Origin of the sequence: Saccharopolyspora pogona, from assembly GCF_014697215.1 — a bacterium.
In the GTDB taxonomy this organism is placed as follows: Bacteria; Actinomycetota; Actinomycetes; order Mycobacteriales; family Pseudonocardiaceae; genus Saccharopolyspora; species Saccharopolyspora hattusasensis.
Window position 1 is genome coordinate 2490008 of record NZ_CP031142.1, and the last position, 23470, is coordinate 2513477.

Sequence of the window (23470 nt, forward strand, 5' to 3'; positions counted from 1 at the left end):
GCGGACCGGCAGACCGCGGATGCCGAGCGCGAGAGGCAGCTGACGACAGCCTTCTGATCCCCACACGGTTCGGTTCCGATCGAAGGAGAAACGGTGTCCAACGAGGCAAGCCGGACAGGCGAGATGGCCGATGAATCCCCCCGTGAAACGACAGCGTGGGAGCTTCGGCCGGAGACGGTCCTCATCGAAGAGGGTCGGCCGGACAAGGACGCGGGCAACCCGATGAATCCACCCATCACCCTCGCCTCGAACTTCCGCTCCCAGAAGGGCGGCAAGCTCGGAACAGAGGATGACGGCGACCACGGTTCCAACACCGGAGGGGTACGTGGACCGCGGCGCTACGCGCGTACGGACGGCACGGCGACATGGGTGGCCTTCGAGTCCGTGGTGGGGCGGTTAGAAGGCGGCTCCGCACTGGCCTTCTCCTCCGGGATGGCCGCATGCGCGGCTGTGCTCGAGACACTCCCCGCCGGGGCCAAGGTGTTGCTTCCCCGTGACGTGTACATGGGGACCCGCCACCTACTCGAGGAAGGCCACGAACTCGGCCGCTGGCGCTTGGAGGCCGTAGACCTCGCGCAGCCGGATTCACTGGCCGATCACCTCGACGGCGCAGACCTCCTCTGGGTCGAAACTCCGAGCAACCCACTACTCGAGATCTGCGACCTCCGGGCCATCACGACTACTGCACACGCATCGGGAGTGCAGGTTGTTGTGGACAACACCTTCGCCACGCCGTTGCTGCAACAGCCACTGAGCCTCGGCGCCGACTTCGTCGTGCACAGCGCCACCAAGTTCATGGGCGGCCACTCCGACCTGCTGATGGGTATCACTGTCACCAACGACCCGGCGAAGCAGGACGCGCTTGCCCGGCGCCGCTCCTTCGCGGGCGCAACCCCGGGAGCGCTGGAGTCCTACCTGGCGCTGCGAGGAATCCGCACCATGAGCGTCCGCCTGACCGCAGCCCAGGCTTCGGCTCACGAGCTCGCACAGCGGCTTACCGCGCATCCTGCGGTCAAGCGCGTGCACTACCCGGGATTGCCCGACGATCCTGGCCACAAGCTCGCGGCCGAGCAGATGACCGGGTTCGGTGCCGTTCTCAGCTTCGAACTCGCAGACGCCACGACTGCGGACGCGGCCTGCGACGCGGTGCAGATCATCGCGTTCGCCACCAGCCTCGGCGGGGTGGAGTCCACGATCGAACGACGAGCCAAGCACCCTGGTCAAGAGCACGTTCCGGCAGGGCTGCTGCGGCTGAGCGTGGGATGTGAGCACGTCGAAGACCTGTGGCAGGACCTCCTGCAAGCCATTCCCACCACGGCGTAGCCAGCTGGTCCCCATGCCGATGTCGGCGACTGGCCCTGGCCAGATCACAGCGAGGTCTTCCCTGCGCTCTTGACACGGCGAGACATCTCCATATCCGGCTCAGCGCGATGCCCCGTCGCTGGATCGCAGAATGCCTGATTTCGAAGGTGAGACATCATGAGCAGCCCAGTGCTTACCTCCCACCCGTCCGATGCTGAGCACGAAGTGCTCCGCGAAATCGAGCGCCGTGTTCTGTGGCTGTCGAGCGCGATCATCCACCACGCCAACCTCGTCCGTCCGAACCCGTCCGGTCTCAAAGTCGGTGGCCACCAGGCGTCCTCGGCCTCGATAGTGTCGATCATGACGTCGCTGTGGTTCAGACATCTGCGCGCGCAGGATCGGGTGTCGGTCAAACCGCACGCCTCGCCGGTGCTCCATTCGATCAACTACCTGCTCGGTGAACTGGATGCCTCGTACCTGCCACGGCTTCGGGAGTTCGGCGGTTTGCAGAGCTATCCGAGCCGTCTTAAGGATCCGGATCCCGCCGACTACTCGACCGGCTCAGTGGGCATCGGCGCCACCGCGCCGCTCTGGGGTGCGGTGTCACGTCGCTACGTGGACACCGCCTTCAGCGGCGCCGGCACCGGTCGGCAGTACTCCCTGGTAGGCGACGCCGAGCTCGACGAAGGCGCGGTCTGGGAAGCCGTGCTCGATCCCGGTGTCGCCGACCTGGGAGAGGTCGTGTGGATCGTCGACCTGAACCGCCAGTCCCTGGACCGCGTCGTGCCCAACATCGCCGCTGACAAGCTGCAAGGCATGTTCGCCGCCGCGGGCTGGCAGGTCATCACGCTGAAGTACGGAAGCGTGATGGAGGGCCTGTTCGCCAGGCCCGGTGGCGCTGAACTGCGGCGGCGAATCGACGAGATGGCCAACCCCGAGTACCAGCGGCTGCTGCGTTGCGACGCCGACGAGCTGCGCCACCGGTTGCCGGGCGACGGTCCCGACAACACCGCGATCGCCGCGCTCGTCGGACACATCGATGACAACACGCTGGTGGAAGCCATTGCCAATCTCGGTGGCCACGATCTCGAGGCGTTGGACGGCGCCTTCGCATCGATCGACGACACCCGGCCCACGGTGATCTTCGCCTACACCGTCAAGGGATACGGGCTGGCAACGAAGGGCCACCCGCAGAACCACTCGGCGCTGCTCAACGATGCCCAGATGCGGGACCTCGCCGAGCGGACAGGAGGTGATGTGGACGCCCCCTGGCGTGGGTTCCCTTCCGACAGCGCGGCGCAGATGCTGTGTCAGCAAACCGCCGAGCGCCTGCGTCGCCCTGAGCGCACTCCTCAGACTCCCCCGTCCCTGCCGACCGACATCGGTCGCACGCCGGCTGGCACAGCCACGACCCAAGCGGCGCTGGGCCGAGTCCTGCTCGATCTGACCCGTGCTGCACCGGATGCCGCCCGCCGGGTCGTCACCGTCAGCCCGGACGTCAGCTCCACGACCAACTTGGGCGGGTGGGTGAACAAGGTTGGTGTATGGTCGCCCAGCGAGCGCCGGGACTGGTTCGCCGACGACGCGGAGACCATCCTGCACTGGCGGGAGAGACCGACCGGTCAGCACATCGAGCTGGGCATCGCCGAAACCAACTTGGTCAGCCTCCTGGGCGAGCTCGGCGCCACCTGGAGCCGGTGGGGACAGCCGTTGCTGCCCATCGGAGTCCTCTACGACCCCTTCGTCGAGCGAGCTCTCGAGCCGTGGTCGTATGGCATCTACGCCGGTGGGCAGTCGATCCTGGTCGGGACTCCGTCAGGTGTGTCGCTGGCACCGGAAGGCGGCGCGCACCAGTCCATCAAGACACCGTCGATTGGTCTCGAGCAACCCGGATGTGTCACCTACGAACCCGCGTTCGCCATCGACACCGAGTGGACCCTGCTGGCCAGCCTCAGCCGGCTCGGCAAACCGGACGGCAGTTCGGCCTACCTCCGACTGTCCACCCGCCCCGTCGACCAGACCTTGGCGTCGGTCCCCACCGATCCCGCCGCCAGGGAAAGACGGCGCCGCCAAGTAGTGGCGGGTGCCTACTCGTTGCGGCGCTCGGACAATCCGACCGTCACCGTCACCGTCGCCGCGATGGGTGCCGTGGTGCCGGAAGCGCTGCTGGCGGCTGAACGGCTCGAGCAGCTCGGCGTCGCCGCTGACGTCGTGTGCGTGACGAGCCCCGACCTGCTGTACCGGGCAGTGCGGGCCCGGCAGGGCCACGAACAGGCCGAATCGTGGATCCTGGACCAGGTGTTCCCCGCGGACCGGGCAACGCCCCTCGTCACCGTTCTCGACGGTCACCCGCACACGCTGACGTTCCTGGCCACCATCAACCGCGTCGCCACGACCGCGCTGGGGGTGACCCGCTTTGGCCAATCCGGATCCATCGAAGACGTTTACCGCTACCACGGACTGGATGTAGACAGCATCGTCCGCGCAGCGCTCGACCTGTCCGACTGAATCTTCCTGAAAGCGCAGCGAGGAAAGAGAACGATGACCTCTCGCGTTGAGATGCCCGCGCTCGGTGAGAACGTGACCGAGGGCCTGATCACCCGCTGGCTCAAGAAGGTCGGCGACACCGTCGGCAAGGACGAACCACTGCTGGAAGTGGCCACCGACAAAGTCGACACCGAGATTCCTGCACCGTTCGCGGGCACAGTCGAACAACTGCTGGCCGAGGAGAACTCCACGGTCTCTGTCGGCGAGCCCCTGGCCGTCATCACCCCCGTGGCCGTGAGCGGGGCCGTATCAGTCCCCAGCCCACAGGTCGTGTCAGCGCCACCCGCGTCCGCCCCCAAACCGGCCAAGGCCGCACCGGTTCCCGGCCCAAAGGCTGTGTCGGAACCGCCCGCAACCGCGCCGGAACAGGCCGAGCCCGCCGCTCCCCCAACGCCGGTGCCCAACAGCAGCGATCCCCGGGTCGAGAAGATGTCCCGGCTGCGCCAAACCATCGCCAAGAGGATGGTGGAGTCCCTCCAGAATTCCGCGCAGCTGACCACTGTGCTGGAAGCCGACGTGACCAAGCTCGCCCAGTTGCGGGCCCGGAGCAAGGACGAGTTCCACCGGCGCACCGGCACCAAGCTGTCGTTCCTCCCGTTCTTCGCCAAAGCCATCGTCGAGGCGTTGAAGGAGTACCCGATGTTCAACGCCTCGGTAAGCCCCGACCACACCGAGGTGACTTACCACGCGGCCCGCAACCTCGGCATCGCCGTCGACACCCCGCGCGGCCTGCTGGTCCCGGTCATCCGCGATGCCGACGAGCTCAGCATCGCCGACATCGCGCTGACGATCGCCGACCTCGCCGACCGGACCCGCAGCGGCAAGATCAGCGCCGACGAGCTCACCGGCGGAACCTTCACGCTCACCAACACCGGCAGCCGCGGCGCACTGTTCGACACCCCGATCATCAACCAACCGCAGAGCGGGATCGTCGGTACCGGCGCGGTCGTCGACCGCGTCGTCCCAATGCCCGACGGCCTGGGCGGGCACAGCTTCGCCGTGCGATCGATGGTGTACCTATCAGTGAGCTACGACCACCGCCTCGTCGACGGCGCCGACGCGGCACGATTCCTCACCACCATCAAGAACCGGGTCGAACACGCAGACTTCGACACCGAGTTGTAGCAGCTCAGCAAGGCCTTCCACGTCGCGTGACAAACACCAGAACGTTCGGCTCTTGTGACGTTTCTGTGGGCGGTTTGAGTTGGGTTTTTGGGTCCGGAGACGGGGGCACGCCGTTGCTTCGTCTAGGTTTCTGGCTTGTCCAGAGTCAGGAACCGAGGAGCGGAGAACGGCGTGCCGAAGGCCGGTTTGGCGTGTTGTGGTGGGCGTCGACCGGCGCACGGTCATCGAGGATGTCGAGTTCGACGAGACCGCCGAAGTGGTGGTGCACGTGCGTAGGCGGGGGCGGGACCGCTGTGGCCGGTGCGGCCGTAGATCTGGGCGCTATGAGCGTGGGGTCGTGAGTACCAATGCCGGTCCTTACCGGAACAGCCACTCACGACAGGCGCCCGCTCGGTCGAAGGCCGGGGGCCCGGCTACCCCGCGATCCGCGCCTGCGGCGGTTCTCGCGCTGGTCGCGGGGCTGGCCAATGGGCGCCTTGATGTTGCGCCGGGCCAGGTGGGCGCGGATCGCGGACGAGGAGTAGGCCTTCTCGCCGAGGAGGCGGGCGTACGCGGTTCTGCTGGCGGTCGGCTCGTCCGCGTGCGAGGGTTTGTCGTCGCCTGGTGCTAGAACTATGGGGATTCGTTCCCGATTCGATCAGGTGTTGCTGATGCGTCCTCCGCTTCCTTTACCTCCCGGCGACGGTGAGTCCCGTGTGCCCGGGATCCTGCTGGTGCGCACCGACAGCGACGACGACGTCTGGGAAGACGTGCTCTGGCGCATGGGCGAGCTCCCCGGCATGCGCCGGTCCGATCAAGGGGACGCGGCCGAGGCGGTGGCGCGGGCGTCGATCTCCCGGCGCCTGATCGTGGCCGAGGATCCCGCGTGGCGGGGCGCCACCTCCGAGGATGTCTCGGTGCTGATCGCCGACGCCACCACGATGCGCGAGCCCGGCCAGCGCGTCCTCGTGATCCCTCTGGAAGACCAGATCGGGTTCTCCTTCCGGGTGGACCCCGAGGTCGTGGGGGGCATGGTGGCCAACCTGGCGCTGCGCAACATGGACATCCGCGACTGGCGGGACGACGAAGCGTAGGCCGCCGAAGGGGAGCGCCATGCCACCGGGACGTCGGTTGGTGAGCGGTGAGACCGGCCGCGCCCGGCGGCTGGCGCGGCGGATTACCGTCGCCCGGTAATCGTTCTACCCGCGAGTTCCCGGCCCATTGCCCCTTTCTGGGAGTCTGTTGCGTTTTCGGCGAAAGCGGTGGAATCGACCCACCAAATCAGCCTCGGTTGTCGCCGTTCGACCATCAGCGACCATCTCAGCCGTGATCAGTCGATCACGGTCCGCAGTCGGAGCGATTTTGCAACGGGCTCCTGTGGCGGTAAACCAACCCTTCTGTCGGGCCTGGGCCAGCGCGGTCGCCCCGCGCAGCGCGCCCGGCTTGCCGGCCAGCACCTCAAGGTAGTGATCCAGCACCAGATGCTGCCCGCCTTTGGTGGTCAACCGCGGATGCCTGGCGACCTCCTCGACGCCGTGCAGCACCACCAGTTCCTCCGCGCCGAGCTTCGCGCGCACGGTCTGCCCGATCAGCCGGGCGGGCACCGAGTAGAGGGCCTGGCGGACGGTGATCCTGGATTGACATCCTCTCCGTCCTAAATCTAAAGGACGGAGATTCCCTCCACGCTGCGCGTGGACCGCGCGGCGTCCGGGTGGGTTACCGCTTCCCTGCGCGCCGCCCGGACGAGTCCCGGTCTTACGTGCGCTCCACGGTCGTTTCCGTTGTCCGCCTGCCCGGCGGCCAACACGTTCTTCGCTGCGTTCACGTCCCGGTCGTGGTGACTGCCGCACGGGCGGTCCCACGATCGGACGGTGAGGGCCATCTTGTCGTTGATGCGCCCGCAGGCCGAACACATCCGGGTGGACAGGAAGTACCGGTCCACCCGGCCGAACGTCCGCCCGTACCGGGCGCGCACCCGAACGCCCGAGCCAACTCGATCTGCCGGCCCGGCGTCGGATACACGCGGTAGTTGAAACGGAGCCGCACGAGTGCACTGCACCATTGGTTTATGGCTGAACTCGAAGGCATTCGAACCGGCAAACACTGTATATTCGCGATGCACGTTCACTTGGTCTTCGTGACGAAGTTCCGGCACAAGGTGTTCGGCGACCGGCACCTGTCGAGGATGGAGCAGATCATGCGGGACGTGTGTCGGGACTTCGAGGCTGAGCTGGTCGAGTTCAACGGCGAGAACAACCACGTCCACCTGCTCGTCAACTACCCGCCCAAGGTCGCCGTGGCCCGCCTGGTCAACTCCCTCAAGGGCGTGTCCTCCCGGCGCCTGCGCCAGGTGTTTCCCGACCTCGTACGCCACTACTACCGAGCCAACAAACTCTGGTCGGGCTCGTACTTCGCAGGCTCCGTCGGCGGGGCACCGCTGAGCGTCGTGAAGCAGTACATCGAGCAGCAGAACCGTCCGGCTTAAGGCACTGCTCGGTCCTTGACGGTCCTCCCAGCGCGGGCCTTCACCCCCGCCCTGAGGGCGGAGCACTGGCCCGCATTCCGGTAGCGGGCGACCCGCGGTGTCGTGGTCAGCGCGATGTCGAACTCGTCCACCGGCAACGCCGCCAGCAGCGGCGCCTCCAGCGCGAAGTCCTGCCCGATCGTGCCGGCCCGTTGGTCGATGTGACGGGCGTCCTCGGCCAGATCGGCGGCGGCGAGCTTCTCGTTCAGCTGCGCCAGGCCTGAGATATCGGCGATCTTCGGGACGGGACGAAACAGCGGCGCCGGAACCGGCCGCCTTCATCTTCGACGCCGCCCTTCTCGTGCGCACCTTCTTTGCCTGGCATGCAATAGAAACTCGTGATGCCATAGGCAGATTTGAACAACACCCAGCGCTCTGTCTCAACCCTCGACCATCCAAAGCAGACTCGCCGCACCGCCGACGACACGTTGTCGTAACGGATCTCGCCTGCCGGGACCCCGCCTAGTCCTTGAGCAAGCGTGTCTGTTGTGGTGGATGGGACCGGAATAGGGCAAAGGCCTTATCCTGCCTGGGTTTGCGACCTCAACGCAGCCCGGACAAGAAAGGCCTTTGTGGTGAAGAAGATACCCCATGAACAGAGCCGGCGGAACGCGACACGGCGCCGGCGCCGGGTGGCGGCGCGTCACGCGCGTGCGGGGCATTGGGGTGCGCAGTCGGCCCCGATGCCGACCTCGGGAAAGGTGTCCTCCGAGGTCGGCGGAAATATTGACGCCACGTGTTTCGGGGGGATCGCGGCGCTGCACCGGCTGGTGGTCAAGCTGGGCCTGGTTGATCGGATCAATGACGATCTCGAGTTGTTGAAGGTGCACCTGCCGTATCACGAGTCTGATCATGTTCTGAACCTGGCCTACAACGTGGCCGGTGGTGGTACCCGGCTGGCGCCAAACACCGACCAGAGCGCCACAACAACAGCAAATCCAGCTCACCAGCGCGCCTTCACCCACCCACCAACACATCCCACATCAGGCACAAACAAGATCAACACAGCTACGGCCGCGCTACCGAGACCGACTCGCTTATTTGAGGACTAGCGTGCTGGACACTGACATGGCTTCCTGGGGAAGCCCCGGAGAGGCGGTGGCCAGCCTTCGCTTCGAGAACAAGTTCGCGTACTCCTGGGCCGGGACGGGCATCACCGCGTACGAAGGCCGGAATCCACATGCCTCGGGCGCTGGTGGTCTGAGTCGGTTCGGTTGCAGCTGTCACGAGGTCGTCCTCTTACGCGTTGTCCAATCCGATGGCGACCATGTGCGCGGCGGTCTCCCGCTCGGGGAGGTTGCCCTGCTCCAAGCCGCGAATGACGCCGGTGCGGTCCTCGGCGGTGCGGTTCTGGTTCAGCTTGGCCTTGGCCACTACACGAGTGATCGACAACTCGATGCCGACGATTCCCTTCAGCTGCGTCGCAATGAACTTTTCAGGTGCGTCAGTGACCTTCCACGGCGTCGGGCGGCCGTTCTCGTGGTGGTCGGTCAGATTGGTGACGTGATCGAGCAGCCAGTCGCGGTCGTCGTGGGCTCGCAACTGCCCGAAGACGTTGAGGATCTGGTAGTTCCAGGTCGGGACGACTTTCTGGGTCTCTTGCTTGCTCGGGTAGTACTCCGGCGTGACGTAGGCGTCAACGCCGGGGATGACCACCACCGATTCCGCCTCGGCCGTGTACTGCCAATGCGGGTTCGGCCGCGACATGTGCCCGACCAGAGAGTGACGGTCGGCGTCGTAGAGCAGCGGCATCGAGGTCACCTCCATGCTGCCGTCCGGAGCCGGGGTGACCAGGTGACCGAATCCCCCCTTGCGCAGCAGGTCCGCGGTGTCGTCCTCGGACACCTCGAAGTGCTTCGACAGGTACATGACCACTCCTCGATCGTCGCGTGGGCAGGGCAACCGTCAACCAGCCCAGTTTGTCACATGACAAAGACTTTACAGGGTGAGTGCGACTTCTGTCACGTGCCATACACTGGCGAGGTGACGAAAGACGCCGCGGATCGTGCGCCGGTCAAGATCATCGGCGCCTCAGCAGGTGAGATCTCCGATAGCGTGCGGAACCTCGTCAGCACAGGTCGACTGCAGCCTGGTGATTCGGTCCCGCCGATTCGTGACCTCGCACTCGAGCTCGGCGTGCATCGCAACACCGTGGCCGCCGCCTACCGAATGCTGGTCGCCGCCGGTGTGGCCGAAACCCATGGTCGGCGCGGCACCGTCATCACGTCCCTTCCCCACCTCGAGGGCGAGATGGCCGTGAATACCGAACTGGTCGACCTGTCCAGCGGCAACCCCGATCCGGCACTGCTACCCAACATCGGATCGGCGCTGTCCCAGATCGACTACCAGATGCAGATGTACGGAAGCCCCGTCGTCGATCCCAGGTTGCACCAGTGGGCACGCAACACGCTGGCACCCGAACTCGACTGCCCCTTCGAGATCTCGGTGACGCACGGCGCTGTCGATGCGGTCGAGCGACTGCTCACCGCCCATCTCACGCGTGGCGATTTGGTCGCTATGGAAGACCCGTGCTTCTACGCAAGCGAAGGGACGGTACGACTCAACGGATTCCGCGCGGCTTCCGTCAGCGTCGATGCCGCGGGGATGGAGCCAAAAGCCTTGCGGGTCGCCCTGGCTGCGGGAGCTCGGGCCGTCATCGTCACGCCCCGGGCGCACAATCCGACGGGCGTCAGCGTGACGGCCGAGCGGTCCCAAGAGATCAGGTCCGTGTTGCAGCGCTATCCACACGTACTTGTGATCGAGGATGACCACTTCTCCGCGATCTCGCGCAACTGCTACAACCGGGTTACCCCAAGCACCACGCAACGCTGGGCGCTCGTGCGGTCGGTGGCGAAGTTCCTCGGGCCAGACCTACGCGTCGCGGTCGTCGCCTCCGACGGGGGAACCGCCGATCGGCTCGGGAGCCGTTTGCGACCGGGCGCCACCTGGGTGAGCCATCTGCTCCAGCAGCTGGCGGCGAATCTCCTCGAATCAGATGCCGTTGCACGACAACTAGATCACGCGCGTCATGCGTACGCCGAGCGCGTGGACGCACTGCGCGAGGCGCTGACCGAAGCGGGAATTGACACCCCATTCCCCACCGACGGCTTCAATGTCTGGGTACCCGAGCCCGATGGTTGCGCCGCCATGGTCACAGCGCTGCGGGAGGCCGGCTGGTCGGTTCGGGACGGTTCCCCGTTCCGAACCCCGACAAGCAAAACCCCGCACGGGATCCGCATCACCGCCTCGAGGCTGACTCGCCCCCAGGCCCGCGAGTTCGCTCAGTGCCTCGCAGGGCTACGTCAGTCGATCACCAGCTGACCGTCCGTCCAGGAATTGACCGCGCGGCGAGCGGCCCCAGCCATCGCCGGACTGCTCAGCTACCACCCCAACACCACCGGGTGTATCCAGTCGCACTCAGGTCAGCAGGCCTTGAAGCCGAGAGGTTCTGGTTGACCTGGTGGAATGGCCATCCCGTGCATGGTGGCCGATATCGTCATCCAGGCGACTCCTGGCCCAACTCCCTAGGGACGGTAGGCCGTCGCGACGATCACGACTTGTGCCTCCGATTCAGAAGTGCTGCGGAGGCGATGAGCGCGAGTAGCGTCCAGGTAAGCGCTTTCGCCAGTCTCAAGTTCAAACTCTTCGCCATCGTAGTGCAGTTCGATCGTTCCACTGTGTACGAAGATGAACTCTTGTCCGGTGTGAGTAGGCTCGTGCTTGACGAACTCGGCGGTCGGGCGCAGCACGAACGGCGACATCACCTTGCCGAGCATGTCCGCACCGAGTGGCTGTAGCCGTGCCCCGGCCTGGCGGTCTCCGATTCGGTCGATCGTGATGGCCGAACGCCCCGTCTCCCCAACGAACAGCCGGCTCACGTCGACATCAAGCGCCTCCGCGATCTTGAGGGCGACCGCGATCGACGGCGTACTGAGCTCGCGTTCCACTTTTGACAGGTAGCTCTTGGTCAGTCCCGTGAGGCCACCAAGCTCCTCGAGGGTAAGCCCCCGCTCCCGACGCAAAGCCCTGACCAGCGACGCCACCGCCGCCCTCCTCTCCGCCTGACCACCCGCACGTCGTGCCCACCCTTGCCTCATGACACAAGGTGTCCTATCGTCACTCTCGTTTCCAGGAGTGTGGTCCGATAGGAGTAATCGATGGCCTCGACCTTAAACGACAGCAAGAGCGACCTGATGGATCGGGCGCACGAGAACATGCGGTCGCACCTCGCCGCCACTTCCTGAACCATCCGGCAGAAGGTGGCGCTCACCTGCCGCGCTCTGTATGACGCCGGTCATGACTCCGGGCTGGCTGGCCAAATCACGGCGCGGGCCGAGAAGCCCAACACCTTCTACACACAACAACTCGGTCTGGGTTTTGACGAGATCACCGAGGAGAACCTCCTGATCGTTGACGAGGACCTGAATGTCCTCGAAGGAACCGGCATGCCCAATCCCGCCAACCGGTTCCACAGCTGGATCTACCGCGCACGCCCCGACGTCCAGTGCATCGTGCACACCCACCCCTTCCACGTCGCGGCGCTGTCCATGCTGGAGGTCCCGTTGGAGGTCTCACAGATGGATATCGCTCCGCTGTACGACGACTGCGCGTTTCTACCGGACTGGCCCGGCGTTCCGGTCGGCAACGAAGAGGGCGAGATCATCACCGCCGCCCTGGGGGACAAGAAAGCGGTCCTGCTGGCTCACCATGGCCAGGTCGTGGCGGGTGCATCCGTCGATGAGGCCTGCTCCTTGGCGGTACTGATCGAGCGCGGCGCCAAGCTCCAGCTGGCCGCGATGAGCGCCGGCGAAATCAAGCCCCTGCCTGAACGGCTAGTGTCCTGAGTCGTTGGTCAGTTGATTAATTCGTGTGCAGTAGTTGGCGAGTGTTCCGTACCGGGTTTGATGGAGACCATCAAGCCTGGACGGATGAGGAGTAATGGCCGCACAGAAGAAGTACCCCGATGAGCTGCGTGAGCGGGCGACCCGGATGGCCGTGGAGGCGCGCCGGGACCCTGCGGTCGCGACTGGGGCGATCAGGCGGATCGCCGAGCAGCTCGGGATCCACCCGGAGGCGCTGCGGACCTGGGTCAAGCGCGCGGAGATCGACGCCGGGGACCGGCCGGGCACCACGAGCGGTGACGCGGAGCGGATCGCGCAGCTGGAGCGGGAGAACCGTGAGCTGCGGCGGGCGAACCAGATCTTGCGGTCAGCGGCAAGTTTCTTTGCGGCGGAGCTGGACCGTCCGTCGCGATGAAGGTCGAGTTCGTCGAGTCCCAGCGGGAAGAGCACGGTGTCCAGCCGGTCCTGGAGGCGCTCGAGCAGACGCCCGCCGAGATCGCACCGTCGACGTACTACGCGGCCAAGTCCCGCCCGGAGTCGGCCCGTGCGGCACGAGACCGGGAGCTGGCCGAGAAGATCGAGCGGGTGCACGAGGACAACTACGGCGTCTACGGGGCGCGCAAGGTCTGGGCCGAGCTCAACCGGCAGGGCACCGACGTGGCCCGGTGCACGGTCGAGCGGCTCATGCGCGAGATCGGGCTGCGTGGCCTGCTACGCGACAAGTCCTCACGCACAACACGGCCGGCAGCGGAGACCGGCAGGCCAGGTGACCTGGTCAAACGTGACTTCACGGCCACGCGTGTGAACGAGTTGTGGGTGGCGGACATCACCTACGTGCGCACCGCCGCCGGCTGGGTTTACGCGGCGTTCGTGCTCGACGTCTTCTCCCGCTTGATCGTCGGCTGGCAGGTCGCCACCAGCCTCTACACGGATCTGGCGCTGGACGCGCTGCAGATGGCGATCTGGCGCCGCTAGGCCACCGGCGCCGACCTGGCCGGGCTCGTCCACCACAGCGACCGTGGAGTGCAGTACCGGGCGGTGCGCTACACCCAGCGCCTTGCCGAGGCCAGCGCGGTCGCATCCGTTGGCAGCAAAGGAGATTCCCTCTTAACCGGCTAATAGTTGTGTTTGGGCTGGTCAGCGACATGCTGCGGTAGTGGTACTTGCCTGCTCGAAGTGGTCAGTGCTGGTACGTCTGTCCTTATGAACACCGAGGCCGGTATTCGGCTTGAGGAACACGACGGTGGCTGGGCGTTGGCCGGGCCGGCCGCGTCGGGGTTTGGGTTGGTGGATGAGTACTTGGCTCATCTGGCCGATCGGAACTACTCACCGAAGACCGTGCGGGCCTATGGTTACGACCTTTTGGCGTTCTGCCGGTGGCTCGTTGCCGAGGAGCAGCCGTTGCCGGAGGTGACCACCGAGGTGCTGTTGCGGTTCTTGCGTGCCTGCCGTGAGGCGACGGTTCCGGGCCGGCCGGGGCCGAACGTGATCACGTTGTCGGGGCGTCGGATGGATCAGTACGCCGTCACGACGATCAATCGTCGGTTGGCGGCGATCTCGGGTTTGTTCGGGTTCGCGGCGATGCGGGACCCGGACATGAAAAATCCTGTCCCCAAGGGCAAGGAGGCCCGCTGGCGGGTAGCGGGTGAGCGCAGCGGGATGCTCGCACATACCGTTCGTCGGCCGAAGAACCGCTCGTCGCTGCGGCTTCGGGAGCCCGGCCGCCTGCCCACGGCGCTGTCGCAGTCCGATGCGGCGGAGCTGTTGGCGAGCTTCCACACATGGCGGGACAGGGCGATCGCGGGCTTGATGCTGTATTGCGGGCTGCGCTCCGCCGAAGTGCTGGGCCTGAACATCGCCGATGTCGATATCGGCGGCCGATGGCTGCAGGTGCTCGGTAAGGGCCAGCGGGAACGCCGCGTCCCGCTGGACCCTGATGTCGGCTCGGTCATCCAGGTGTATTTGCTGGCCGAGCGGCCGGAATCCGGCAGTCCTCGCCTGTTTCTCGTGGCCAAGGGACCGAACCGGGGCCAGCCGTTGACCGCGGCCGGGCTGCGCACGATCTTCCGCTATCACCGTGGAATCACCGGCATCGTCGGAGGACATCCCCACGCGCTGCGACACACCTTCGGCACCGCCCTGGCCGAAGCGGGGGTTGATCTCGCGGTGATGCAAGCCCTGCTCGGCCACGCTCATGTCGACACCACCGCCCGCTACATCCATCTGGCTCCGGCCCACGTGAAAGCAGAATTCGATGCCGCTCGCGATCGCCTCCGCTCCCAATCCCAGCAATGATCTGCACATCGCCTATCTGGACTATCTTCAGCAGACAGGACGGGGAAACGCTGCCTACTCGTGGGCGGCTCGGGTGTTCTTCGGGCGCTGGCCGGACCCGCGAGGGTGGGTGGCCGAGTCGTTGGAGACTCGCTTGTCGGCTGGGAGCTCGACTCGGCCGATCATCACGTTCCTGATGCTGCACCGGGTGCTGCAACCGGGCTATGACTATCTGCTGGAACGCAAACTCTCCAGCATCTGGCGGGAAATCAAAGACTCACCGCTGAGACCAGACCTCGATCGGTTCATGACCGCGGCCGCCGAGCTCGGGTTCACCGAACGGGTCCGGTTCGCCACCGGCTCCCAAGTGCCGGTCCGGCTGCTCATCCAGACTGGACGGTCGCTGGACCGGATCACCGTGGCCGATCTGGACGAGTTCCGGGCTGCGTGTCAGGAGCGCGAGACGCGAACTGGCAAGGGCAACAAGCACTATCTGGCGGCGGCCAGTAACGCCCAGCGCGTGCTGTTTCACCTGGGAATCGTCGATGAGCTGCCACGCTCGGGCGGCCCGGTCCCGTTCACGCAAAGGCTTTCCGGCCTACAGCCACCGATCCGCGAGACGATGATCGCCTATTTGGAACGCAAACGGGCAACCTGCCAACCGAAAACGGTGTCGGCGATCGCAACCCGGCTCAAACACTTCGGAGTGTTCCTGGCCGACATCGACCCCGAACTCGGGTCCATCGCCGAGCTCGATCGCCGCAAACACATCGAGCCCTACCTGACGTCGCTGGTCGACGCGATCAGCGCGAAGAACAATGAGCTCATCACCGTCGCGGACCGGTCCCGGCGAGTGCTCACACTGATGGGCTTTCTGACCGACATCACCGAGTGGGGCTGGCCGCAAGCACCACCCCGCAAGCTGATGTTCCGCGACGATGTCCCCAAACTCCCGCATACCCTGCCCCGCTATCTACCAGTCGACATCGACCGACGACTCACCGAGGTGCTCACCGAAGGGCCCGGCAACGAACTGGCCGCAACAACCCTGCGACTGCAACGCGCCTGCGGGCTGCGCATCGGAGAGGTCCTCGACCTCGAACTCGACTGCGTCCACGAAGTCCCCGACCACGGCCACTGGCTGAAAATCCCGCTCGGCAAACTGGAAACAGAGCGGATGATCCCCATCGATGACGACATCCTCGACCTGATCGACCACATCACCGCCATCCGCTCCCACGGACGACCCATGCCGCACCCCCGCTACCGGCGTCCCGCCCAGTTCCTGTTCACCCACCACGGCCGGCGACTGTCCCAAAGCGCAGTCCGTCACGAACTCAACCGCGCTGCTCAGGCCGCGGGACTTGACCACCTCACCCCGCACCAGCTCCGCCACACCTACGCCACCGCCCTGGTCAACGCCGGGGTCTCACTCCAAGCACTGATGGCGCTGCTGGGCCATGTTTCCGCCGAAATGAGCCTGCGCTACGGGCGACTGTTCGATACCACCGTCCGAGCCGAATACGAACGAGGCCTCGACCTCGCCAAACAACAGGCCCGCACCTCCACCACCGGCAGGATCGGCCTGCCACTGGCCGACATCACCGGCGGAGCCGACTGGAAAGACACCCCACTGCTCAAATCCCGCCTCGCCGGCGGATTCTGCCTGCGCGCACCCGCCCAAGACGCCTGCCCCTACGCCAACATCTGCGAGCACTGCCCCAGCTTCCACACCGAAGCCAGCTCGCTGCCCATCCTCGCAGCCCAGCGCGTCGACGCCGAAGCACTGGCCCGCGACGCCGAACAACGCGGCTGGATCACCGAAGCCCAACGACACCAACGACTCATCGCCCGACTCGACACCCTGATCAACGAGGCCCAAGCAGGATGACCAAAACCAGCACTCTCAACCGCGTCGAACGCGCCTGCACACAACTCATCCACGACGGCCACGCCGTCACCTTCACGGCCATTGCTGCTCGCACCGGACTGGGCCGCACCACCCTCTACCGCAACCCCACCCTCCGCGCCGTCATCGAACACCACCGACACCAGACCAGCACTAACGGCACCCTCACCGGCTTCACCGACGAGATCGCCACCCTCCGCACCGCACTCGACGCCCTCGCCACCCGAGTACGCCACCACGAAGAACAACTCCGACGCCTCACAGCCAGAAACGACTGAAATCGTTAACCGGTCAATCACCGGAAACCGAGATCATTAGCCGGATAATCCTACGACAACGCGATGGCCGAGGCGTTCAACTCGTTGTACAAGGCCGAACTCGTCCGCAACCGTGGACCATGGCGCGGGATCGACGACATCGAGATCGCCACCGTCGAGTACATCGACTGGTACAACAACCGGCGCCTGCACGGCGAACTCGGGCACGTGCCGTCCGCCGAGTACGAAGCACTACACGCGATGACCCACCCGGTCACCGCAACCCTGGAAACCAGCTAATCCAGTCTCCATCAAACCCGGTACTTGACAGAGGTTGTCCAGGATCTCGTCGGCGGTTTTGGTCCACACGAAGGGTTTCGGGTCCTCGTTCCATGCTTCGATCCACGCTTCCACGTCCTTCTCGAGTTCGTTGACGCTGCGATGGGCGGATCGGCGCAGCTTGCGGTTGGTCAACTCGCCGAACCAGCGTTCGACCAAGTTCAGCCAGGAACCACTGGCAGGGGTGAAATGCAGCTCGAACCGTGGGTGGGCGGCGAGCCATTGCTTGATCGCGGGGGTCTTGTGGGTGGCGTAGTTATCGCAGATCAGGTGCAGGTCCAGCTCGGCGGGAGTGTTCTTGTCGATGGTCTTGAGGAACCGCAGGAACTCCTGGTGGCGGTGCCGACGCTGGTGCTGGCCGATGACCTTACCGGTGGCGATGTCCAGTGCGGCGAACAGACTGGTCGTGCCATGGCGGACGTAGTCGTGGGTCTTGCGGCCGGGCGCACCGGGCATCATCGGCAGCATCGGGGCGGTGCGGTCCAACGCCTGCATCTGCGATTTCTCGTCCACGCACAGCACCAGCGCTTTCTCCGGCGGCGCGAGGTAGAGGCCGACAACGTCGCGTACCTTCTCGATGAACTGGGGATCGGTCGACAGTTTCCAGGTGTCGACCAGGTGTGGTTTGAGGCCGAAAGCGCGCCAGATTCGGGAAATCGCCGTCTGGGACATGCCCATTTTCCTGGCCATGGACCGGGTCGACCAGTGGGTGTCGCCGCCTGCAGGCTGCTTCTCCAGGGTTTTGACGATCACCGCTTCGACCTGCTCATCGGTGATCGTGCGCTTCGCACCCGGCCGGGGCTCGTCGGACAAGCCGTCCAGTCGGTTCGCGATGAACCGGGTTCGCCACTTGGACACCGTCTGCGGCCAGATTCCCAGCCTGGCGGCGACATCCTTGTTGTTCAAGCCTTCCGCGCAGGTCAGCACGATCTTCGATCGCAGCGCCAACGCCTGCGATGTCTTCGCGCGACGACTCCACCGCAGCAGCGTGTCATGCTCCACATCGGACAAAACAAGCTCCGCCTTCGGACGGCCAGAACGCACCATCGCCCGATCATACACTACATATTCAACGAATCAATGACTCAGGACACTAGGAGGCCGCTGATTTAGGGCGGTTCTGGGACTGGTCGCTGCACGGGGGGAGGCGCGGGTTTGGCGGGCTAGCCGCGCGTGAAGCCGGGGTCGGTGCGTAGCACAGCGGTCCGGGCTGTGAGCGGGGTACGTGGGTGACCGTAGGGTGGTCGTCTCGGTCGTGTGAGGGCCGTTCGAGGCCCTCGTGTGTGGTGTTGTCAGGTGGTTTGGGCTGTCAGAACCCAGATTCCTGCTGTGCGAGAGTGAGTCCACGGCCGACGAGGTTACGCAGGTTGAGCCCGGCGGTGCGGCGGGTGAGCCAGGCGTGGTTTTTGGTGGTGCCGTGGTAGTGGAGTTTGAGGCGGCGGCCGCCCAGGTTGGCGATCTGGGAGATGACCCGTTCCACGTTGGGCCGGAACGTGCGGTACTTCTCTCGCAGTTCGGGCTTGTCTGCCCAGTCACGGCGGGCTTGGCGGAGCAGGTCGTCACGCTCATGGAGGACGATTTTGCGGCCGGTCTTGGAGGTGGTGCACCGCACACGCAGCGGACAGTCGCGGCACAGTGCGCCGAAGGTCGCCGTCCGGGTCTTCTCGCTGATTGGGCGGGTGTGACCGGCCGGGCAGTCCACCGTGCCCGCCTGCTCATCCACGGTGAAGTCGTCGACGGTGAACCCGCCCTCCACAGGCGCCTGCAACGGTTTCGGCTTGATCACGGCCTCGGCAGCGTCGGTGTCGTCGATCGCGCCACGCAGATCCCCTGTGCCGTAAGCAGAATCTCCGTACCACTCGCACGGGTCATCCTCGGCGGCCAGGAACTCCTCGGCCACCGCTGGATCGGAGTTCTCCGCACCGGCGGCCTTGGTCAACTTCTCGCCGGTGATGATCCCGGTCTCGGGTTCTGCCACCACGTGCGCTCGGTACCCGTCCCGCCGGTTCTCCGGCGATTTGCGGGTATGCCGCGCATCCGAATCCACAATGGACACCACTCGGTCCGGGGCGACCTTCCGGGCGATCCGCCACCGCCCATCGGTGCCATCGCTACCTTCGGCGGGCTCGACGTCCTGCCCGGCGACCAGCGCCAGCAACGCCAACGCGAACTCCGCCTCACCCTCCAACTCGGCCTTGGCCAGCGCCGCCAACAGCGCCTTGGCGTCGTTGACCAAAGCCGACACCAGTGCGTCCTTGGCGGCCTGGTCGTCCCAATCGATTCTCGGTTTCCCCGGCGCGGAGTAATCGTGGCCGGTGCACACCTGCGCGATCTGCTCATCCGCGCCGGGCACTTGCCGGGCCACCCGCCGGATCGCCGAGATCAACTGGTGACGGTGTCCTGAGTCGCCACCGCATCAGCCAGGATCGTGGAATCCACCGCCCGCTTGCGGCGGCCCCGCAAGACCCCGGTCTCCTCCACAACCGCGCGGACCGCCTCGTTAATCCGATGCGACCGATCCGACTTCGCCAACCGCTTACGCCAATACACCAACGTCGACGGGTCAAACCCCGCATGGTCCAACGTCATCCCGGTCGCGACCTTCCACCGCAGATCACACCGGAACGCCTCAGCCGTCTCCCGATCCGACAGATCATGCAACGTCTGCAGCACCAGCACCGATGCCATCACCGACGCCGGGATCGACGGCCGCCCCTTACCCGAAGGAAACAGATCCTCAAACTCCCCATCAGGGAACACATCCTGGCGATGCCCGGCCAGGAACGCGAACATGCTCCCCGCCGGGACCAGATGCCCCACCAGAGCCTCTGCGTCCAGCAACTCCCGATCCACCCGCTCCACACCCTGCACAAACCGATTCTCCCAGACCAGACCCACATTCTTGGGAGACACGCCGATTATTCAGCGGCCTCCCTAAGCGAGGGAAGCCCATGACTGGACACTGACCCCGAAGCGCAGCATGGCATGGCCAACTTCGCCTACTACGCGCGCCGTTCTCTGGCGAAGCACCCAGACGTGCTGAGCGCATAACGCCTAGACCCGACGGGGCCACCAGCACCGGCCATCCCAGTCTGAATGACTCCGGAAGCGCACCGCCCGGAGCAATTGATCCTTTCCGGGTAACCAGTGGTGACGTCGGGTAGTGGTAGTTGATGATGCGCCGAAGGTGTTGCGGTGCAACATAAAGACGCGGAACCTCGGTATGAAGATGGTCCTTCCACAGATCAACTTCATAAAGGTTCCGCGTCCTGATGAGTGTCACATACACCGCCGCGCTGCCCGTACGCGACCAGACGGTGCTGTTCATGTCCACCCTGCTCCACGACGAACGCCGCCGCCGTGGCACCCGGACCGGCAGCCGGGCACTAGATGATTGATTCCGTGAAGTTGATGTTTAGTGGTCGTAGGCGATCAGCGATCGTTTGCTGGTCACGCCGGTCGTCCAGTTGTGCCAGATGGCTGTGGCCAGGGCAAGCAGGCGTTGCGCGATGCGGGTGAACACCCCGGCAGGGGTGCGACCGCCGTGCCGTTCCAGGCCGAGTTGACCCTTGAGGGTCTGGTTAACCGATTCGACCCACTGGCGGACACCGCCGAGGTTGCCGTCGCGGTAGGTCTCGTCCTTGCGGTCGGGGCGCAGCAGTCGTACCCCCTTCGACTCGGTTAGTTTCTGGAACGGCTTGCCAGAGAAACCTTTGTCCGCCAACAAGATTTGGCCTTCATGGATGAGGTGGTGGTTGTTGTCGAGCAACGCGGCCAGCACCTCACGTTCGCCGATCTTGGGGTCGGCCAGGCACCACATGACCGGCATCCCGTCCCCGGTGCAGACCAGGTAGAGCTTCAGGCCCCAGTACCATCGCGAGTGTGACGCACAGTAGCCGTAGTTGGCGTAGCCGGCCAGGTCGGACCGCTTGACCGTCTCTCGTGACATGCCGCACGGGACCGGGGTGGCGTCGGTGATCCACATGTCGTCGAACCAGGACCGGCAGCAGGCTGCGAGGGTGAGGATGGTCTTGCACAGCAAGGGTTGCGCGTTGCGGAGACGTTAGTTGCATCCAGGTTGTTGGGGCACATTCGGGAACATCGCGCGCAGTTCGGGGTTGCTGTGCACATGCCGCATCCAGCGGCGCTCGCCGTCGTAGCGCAGCAGTACCTGGGCCACGGCCAGGGTGAGCAACTCACTGTCGGTGAACAAGGGGCGTCGGCGTCGTCCGGTACGGGGTGGCACGACGTGGTCATCGATCAGCACATAAAGTGCGGTCAGGAGGGTGTTCAGGTCTTTCGCCACAGTTCGATCTTGAACACCCTCCTCCCATGTCCTCTCACTGGGGGCCTACTTCACGTGATCTTCACGGAATCAATCATCTAGCCCGTTCAAGCATGCCGTCCTGATCCTGCTCTGGTTCCTCGACGGCACCCGCGTGGCGCAGTTAGCCGGCGACAACGCGATCGGTAAATCCACGGCCTACGACTACCTTCACGAGGGAATCACCGTCCTGGCCGCCCGCGCGCCGAAGCTAGAATCAGCCCTGCTCGCAGCGAAAACGAGAAGATCGTCGCGGCCGCCCTCGTGCTCCTGCACCTCGATCACGACCGCACAACATGATCACCCAGCGCAACTAAAAGTTACGCGGAAAGGATCATTGACAACACCATGCCGGTGCTGCCACCGTCCTTGATCGCAGCGGTGGCGCCGCATCCGCGAGGGCAGGGAGGCCCGCATGACATCCATCCACAGCCGTTCCCGTCACCGTGGTGCCGTCCTGACGGCCGTCTTGGCTCTGGCGGCCACGGCCGTCGTGGTGAGCCCGGCCCCCGCCCAGGCCGCCCCCGGTGACCTGCTCTGCCCGGACTCCAATGGCTATGCGGTGTTCGAGCCGCCGCTCCAGTCCGGTGTCACCTCGACCGTCACCGCCCATGTCTCCACCAACAACCCCACGCCCTGTCACTCGCCCAACGGCAGCCACCCCGAGCTGGCCTGGTATGACGAGGCGGTGAACGGCACCGCTACGGTGAGCGGCGTCGTCGATGGTGGCGGCATCTGCAACTTGCTGTTCACCATCGCCGGCACCGGAAGCCTTACCTGGTCCGACGGCACCACCAGCGACGACGAGATCACCTTCCAGACCGACCCCGCCAAGCCCAAGACCCTGGGCGGCAGCGCCACCATCACCCGCGGCACCCTGCAGGGCGACACCGTCACCTTCGCCGAGGGCGTTATCACCCCCAACACCGACTGCGCCACCGCGGGACTGTCCCGCCTGGACTTCCATCAGGCCACCAACACCTTCTCCTGATCGCCCGATGGGGCAGCACCGGGAGCGGAGGCAGGACGGTTCCATGGCCGCCGTCGTCATGCAGTGCGGGCGTATCCTTCCTGGCCACTGGCTACATCAATTTGCCGAGTGAGCCTCAGCTGACTCCACGAGCGAGTCAGCGATCTGCCGGAGAGAACCCAGCACAACCGACACCGCTCGCCGGGTTGTCTGTTCAGGACGAGCGAGGACGTCGACGTTGCGCACTGCTCGTACCCCTGCGAGCGGCCGCAGCGTCACAGCGGACCCGGCTGGTGGGCGGGCCGTGTAGCGCGGGAGCAACGCCAGCAGATCGCCGTGAGCAGCGACCATCGCCGCAGCGGTCGTGAAATCGTTGATCCTGTGCACCACCCGCATCGGTTGGCCTGCTGACGCTGCGATCACTTCGAGCATGTCGGCAGGCGAGAACCCGGCATGCGTGGAAACCCATGACTCGTTGACGAGTTCCGTTGGGCTAACAGACTCGTACTGGGCAAGGGGATGATCGGCACGCATCGCCACATCCATTGGCTCCCGCAGGAGGGGCACCGCGGTCAGTCGTTGGGACGGCCATGGATACGTGTGACTCATCCGGTGCGCGATGACGATGTCGTAGGACGCCGTCAGCGCCGGAAACGCATCCTGGGCGACGTCCTCGTCGACACATTCCACAGGAGGATGGTCAGCCCCGTTGGACATCGCGGCCAGTGCGGGAAAGAACGTGACTGTGGCGCTATGGAATCCAGAAACCCGGACGATTGCCGACAAGTCCCCCAGGTACTCGTCGACGGCCACCTGGGCCCGGGCCATTGCCGAGGCCACTGACACCGCGGCATTGGCCAATGCCCGACCGGCGTCAGTGAGCTCGACCGACCGGCCACGCTTGTGCGTAAGCGGCGCAACGAACTGGCGCTGCAAGGCCGTCAGCACCTGCGAAACGGCAGACGGGGTGACCGATAGCGCCCGGGCTGTGCCCGCGATACTGCCATGGTCGGCGAGCTCACGCAGCACCCGAAGCTGATGCAGATCCATTAGGAAAATCTAAACCATTGCTGTTGTTA

General features: G+C 65.3%; 22 protein-coding genes and 5 pseudogenes. 18 read left to right on the forward strand and 9 right to left on the reverse strand.

All coding sequences use genetic code 11. The annotated features are described in order from the left end of the window. Positions 1 to 93 precede the first annotated feature (93 nt). The 5 genes and pseudogenes from DL519_RS11365 to DL519_RS11380 all read left to right on the forward strand — a co-directional run bounded on the left by DL519_RS11365 (position 94) and on the right by DL519_RS11380 (position 6047). Positions 94 to 1323 (forward strand): trans-sulfuration enzyme family protein, encoded by a 1230-nt coding sequence (locus DL519_RS11365; RefSeq protein WP_223838788.1) that lies wholly within the window; start codon positions 94 to 96, stop codon positions 1321 to 1323. Positions 1324 to 1479: 156 nt separating this feature from the next. Continuing rightward, positions 1480 to 3810: a transketolase-like TK C-terminal-containing protein gene (locus DL519_RS11370; protein ID WP_190814544.1), complete on the forward strand. Its 2331-nt coding sequence runs from the start codon at positions 1480 to 1482 to the stop codon at positions 3808 to 3810. Between the two features lie 33 nt (positions 3811 to 3843). After that, positions 3844 to 4974: a 2-oxo acid dehydrogenase subunit E2 gene (locus DL519_RS11375; protein WP_190814546.1), complete on the forward strand. Its 1131-nt coding sequence runs from the start codon at positions 3844 to 3846 to the stop codon at positions 4972 to 4974. Positions 4975 to 5104: 130 nt separating this feature from the next. After that, positions 5105 to 5308: pseudogene (locus DL519_RS46210) on the forward strand (hypothetical protein); the annotation flags it as partial. 316 nt (positions 5309 to 5624) lie between these two features. Then, on the forward strand, positions 5625 to 6047 hold the full coding sequence (locus DL519_RS11380) for a DUF6924 domain-containing protein (protein ID WP_223838790.1): 423 nt from the start codon (positions 5625 to 5627) through the stop codon (positions 6045 to 6047). A gap of 105 nt (positions 6048 to 6152) precedes the next feature. Here DL519_RS11380 and DL519_RS49870 read toward each other — a convergent pair whose 3' ends face one another. The 3 genes and pseudogenes from DL519_RS49870 to DL519_RS49875 all read right to left on the reverse strand — a co-directional run. Beyond that, positions 6153 to 6584, reverse strand: coding sequence for a Mu transposase domain-containing protein (locus DL519_RS49870; protein ID WP_397545046.1), 432 nt, complete (start codon positions 6582 to 6584; stop codon positions 6153 to 6155). 29 nt (positions 6585 to 6613) lie between these two features. After that, positions 6614 to 6928 carry a zinc ribbon domain-containing protein gene (locus tag DL519_RS11390; RefSeq protein ID WP_223838792.1) on the reverse strand — a complete coding sequence of 105 codons (315 nt, stop codon included), beginning with the start codon at positions 6926 to 6928 and terminating at the stop codon, positions 6614 to 6616. A gap of 26 nt (positions 6929 to 6954) precedes the next feature. Then, positions 6955 to 7041: pseudogene (locus DL519_RS49875) on the reverse strand (hypothetical protein); the annotation flags it as partial. On the opposite strand from DL519_RS49875, the gene tnpA reads away from it, so the two are divergent. Both tnpA and DL519_RS11400 read left to right on the forward strand, forming a co-directional pair. Further along, on the forward strand, positions 7022 to 7438 hold the full coding sequence (tnpA, locus tag DL519_RS11395) for an IS200/IS605 family transposase (RefSeq protein ID WP_190814552.1): 417 nt from the start codon (positions 7022 to 7024) through the stop codon (positions 7436 to 7438). The pseudogene DL519_RS49875 and the gene tnpA sit on opposite strands and share 20 nt — an antisense overlap. A gap of 611 nt (positions 7439 to 8049) precedes the next feature. Then, the gene (locus DL519_RS11400) at positions 8050 to 8529 is read left to right on the forward strand and encodes a hypothetical protein (RefSeq protein ID WP_190824612.1); all 480 of its coding nucleotides are present in this window, start codon (positions 8050 to 8052) and stop codon (positions 8527 to 8529) included. A gap of 187 nt (positions 8530 to 8716) precedes the next feature. Here DL519_RS11400 and DL519_RS11405 read toward each other — a convergent pair whose 3' ends face one another. Next, positions 8717 to 9346, reverse strand: a complete 630-nt coding sequence (locus DL519_RS11405; protein ID WP_190814554.1) for an FMN-binding negative transcriptional regulator — start codon at positions 9344 to 9346, stop codon at positions 8717 to 8719. Here DL519_RS11405 and DL519_RS11410 point away from each other — a divergent pair. Continuing rightward, a complete protein-coding gene (locus tag DL519_RS11410; RefSeq protein ID WP_223838794.1) occupies positions 9329 to 10798 on the forward strand; it encodes an aminotransferase class I/II-fold pyridoxal phosphate-dependent enzyme in 1470 nt (489 codons plus the stop codon). The two genes, DL519_RS11405 and DL519_RS11410, sit on opposite strands and share 18 nt — an antisense overlap. Positions 10799 to 11001: 203 nt before the next feature. Here the strand turns inward: DL519_RS11410 and DL519_RS11415 are convergent, their stop codons facing one another. Beyond that, complete coding sequence (locus DL519_RS11415; protein WP_190814556.1) at positions 11002 to 11520, reverse strand: helix-turn-helix domain-containing protein; 519 nt, start codon at positions 11518 to 11520, stop codon at positions 11002 to 11004. 204 nt (positions 11521 to 11724) lie between these two features. On the opposite strand from DL519_RS11415, the gene DL519_RS11420 reads away from it, so the two are divergent. From DL519_RS11420 to DL519_RS11450, 7 genes are all read left to right on the forward strand, one after another. Further along, entirely contained in the window at positions 11725 to 12321 is a 597-nt protein-coding gene (locus DL519_RS11420) for an aldolase (protein ID WP_317891438.1), read from the forward strand. A 94-nt stretch (positions 12322 to 12415) separates the two neighbouring features. Beyond that, positions 12416 to 12733, forward strand: a complete 318-nt coding sequence (locus DL519_RS11425; RefSeq protein WP_190814558.1) for a transposase — start codon at positions 12416 to 12418, stop codon at positions 12731 to 12733. Further along, a complete protein-coding gene (locus tag DL519_RS11430) occupies positions 12730 to 13293 on the forward strand; it encodes an IS3 family transposase (RefSeq protein WP_190814560.1) in 564 nt (187 codons plus the stop codon). The genes DL519_RS11425 and DL519_RS11430 overlap by 4 nt, the downstream gene beginning before the upstream one ends. A 228-nt stretch (positions 13294 to 13521) precedes the next feature. Next, positions 13522 to 14613, forward strand: coding sequence for a tyrosine-type recombinase/integrase (locus tag DL519_RS11435; RefSeq protein WP_190813989.1), 1092 nt, complete (start codon positions 13522 to 13524; stop codon positions 14611 to 14613). Then, positions 14573 to 16483 (forward strand): tyrosine-type recombinase/integrase, encoded by a 1911-nt coding sequence (locus DL519_RS11440; RefSeq protein ID WP_190814561.1) that lies wholly within the window; start codon positions 14573 to 14575, stop codon positions 16481 to 16483. Before DL519_RS11435 ends, DL519_RS11440 begins: the two co-directional genes overlap by 41 nt. Beyond that, the gene (locus DL519_RS11445; protein WP_168584698.1) at positions 16480 to 16779 is read left to right on the forward strand and encodes a DUF6262 family protein; all 300 of its coding nucleotides are present in this window, start codon (positions 16480 to 16482) and stop codon (positions 16777 to 16779) included. Before DL519_RS11440 ends, DL519_RS11445 begins: the two co-directional genes overlap by 4 nt. Positions 16780 to 16842: 63 nt before the next feature. Beyond that, positions 16843 to 17058, forward strand: a complete 216-nt coding sequence (locus DL519_RS11450) for an IS3 family transposase (RefSeq protein WP_190814222.1) — start codon at positions 16843 to 16845, stop codon at positions 17056 to 17058. Here DL519_RS11450 and DL519_RS11455 read toward each other — a convergent pair. Both DL519_RS11455 and DL519_RS11460 read right to left on the reverse strand, forming a co-directional pair. After that, a complete protein-coding gene (locus DL519_RS11455) occupies positions 17011 to 18144 on the reverse strand; it encodes an IS630 family transposase (RefSeq protein ID WP_223838798.1) in 1134 nt (377 codons plus the stop codon). The two genes, DL519_RS11450 and DL519_RS11455, sit on opposite strands and share 48 nt — an antisense overlap. 245 nt (positions 18145 to 18389) lie before the next feature. Beyond that, positions 18390 to 19968 (reverse strand): annotated as a pseudogene (locus DL519_RS11460) (IS1182 family transposase). A 401-nt stretch (positions 19969 to 20369) separates the two neighbouring features. Here DL519_RS11460 and DL519_RS11470 point away from each other — a divergent pair. After that, the gene (locus DL519_RS11470) at positions 20370 to 20495 is read left to right on the forward strand and encodes a hypothetical protein (protein WP_397544945.1); all 126 of its coding nucleotides are present in this window, start codon (positions 20370 to 20372) and stop codon (positions 20493 to 20495) included. A 17-nt stretch (positions 20496 to 20512) separates the two neighbouring features. On the opposite strand, the pseudogene DL519_RS11475 reads toward DL519_RS11470, so the two are convergent. Further along, positions 20513 to 21403, reverse strand: a pseudogene (locus tag DL519_RS11475) (IS982 family transposase). An 85-nt stretch (positions 21404 to 21488) separates the two neighbouring features. Here DL519_RS11475 and DL519_RS11480 point away from each other — a divergent pair. Together DL519_RS11480 and DL519_RS11485 are read left to right on the forward strand one after the other, a co-directional pair. Beyond that, a pseudogene (locus DL519_RS11480) lies at positions 21489 to 21659 on the forward strand (IS5/IS1182 family transposase); the annotation flags it as partial. Positions 21660 to 21836: 177 nt separating this feature from the next. Then, a complete protein-coding gene (locus DL519_RS11485; RefSeq protein WP_190814563.1) occupies positions 21837 to 22412 on the forward strand; it encodes a hypothetical protein in 576 nt (191 codons plus the stop codon). A 96-nt stretch (positions 22413 to 22508) separates the two neighbouring features. Here the strand turns inward: DL519_RS11485 and DL519_RS11490 are convergent, their stop codons facing one another. Further along, complete coding sequence (locus tag DL519_RS11490; RefSeq protein ID WP_190814565.1) at positions 22509 to 23441, reverse strand: LysR family transcriptional regulator; 933 nt, start codon at positions 23439 to 23441, stop codon at positions 22509 to 22511. Positions 23442 to 23470: the final 29 nt, after the last annotated feature.

Coding starts and splice junctions, on each gene's coding strand:
- DL519_RS11455 (WP_223838798.1), bottom strand. CDS start 18,144: ATGGTGCGTTCTGGCCGTCCGAAGGCGGAGCTTGTTTTGTCCGATGTG.
- DL519_RS11370 (WP_190814544.1), top strand. CDS start 1,480: ATGAGCAGCCCAGTGCTTACCTCCCACCCGTCCGATGCTGAGCACGAA.
- DL519_RS11425 (WP_190814558.1), top strand. CDS start 12,416: ATGGCCGCACAGAAGAAGTACCCCGATGAGCTGCGTGAGCGGGCGACC.
- DL519_RS11470 (WP_397544945.1), top strand. CDS start 20,370: ATGAGTGTCACATACACCGCCGCGCTGCCCGTACGCGACCAGACGGTG.
- DL519_RS11380 (WP_223838790.1), top strand. CDS start 5,625: ATGCGTCCTCCGCTTCCTTTACCTCCCGGCGACGGTGAGTCCCGTGTG.
- DL519_RS11445 (WP_168584698.1), top strand. CDS start 16,480: ATGACCAAAACCAGCACTCTCAACCGCGTCGAACGCGCCTGCACACAA.
- DL519_RS11430 (WP_190814560.1), top strand. CDS start 12,730: ATGAAGGTCGAGTTCGTCGAGTCCCAGCGGGAAGAGCACGGTGTCCAG.
- DL519_RS11485 (WP_190814563.1), top strand. CDS start 21,837: ATGACATCCATCCACAGCCGTTCCCGTCACCGTGGTGCCGTCCTGACG.
- tnpA (WP_190814552.1), top strand. CDS start 7,022: ATGGCTGAACTCGAAGGCATTCGAACCGGCAAACACTGTATATTCGCG.
- DL519_RS11440 (WP_190814561.1), top strand. CDS start 14,573: ATGCCGCTCGCGATCGCCTCCGCTCCCAATCCCAGCAATGATCTGCAC.
- DL519_RS11490 (WP_190814565.1), bottom strand. CDS start 23,441: ATGGATCTGCATCAGCTTCGGGTGCTGCGTGAGCTCGCCGACCATGGC.
- DL519_RS11450 (WP_190814222.1), top strand. CDS start 16,843: ATGGCCGAGGCGTTCAACTCGTTGTACAAGGCCGAACTCGTCCGCAAC.
- DL519_RS11405 (WP_190814554.1), bottom strand. CDS start 9,346: ATGTACCTGTCGAAGCACTTCGAGGTGTCCGAGGACGACACCGCGGAC.
- DL519_RS11375 (WP_190814546.1), top strand. CDS start 3,844: ATGACCTCTCGCGTTGAGATGCCCGCGCTCGGTGAGAACGTGACCGAG.
- DL519_RS11435 (WP_190813989.1), top strand. CDS start 13,522: ATGAACACCGAGGCCGGTATTCGGCTTGAGGAACACGACGGTGGCTGG.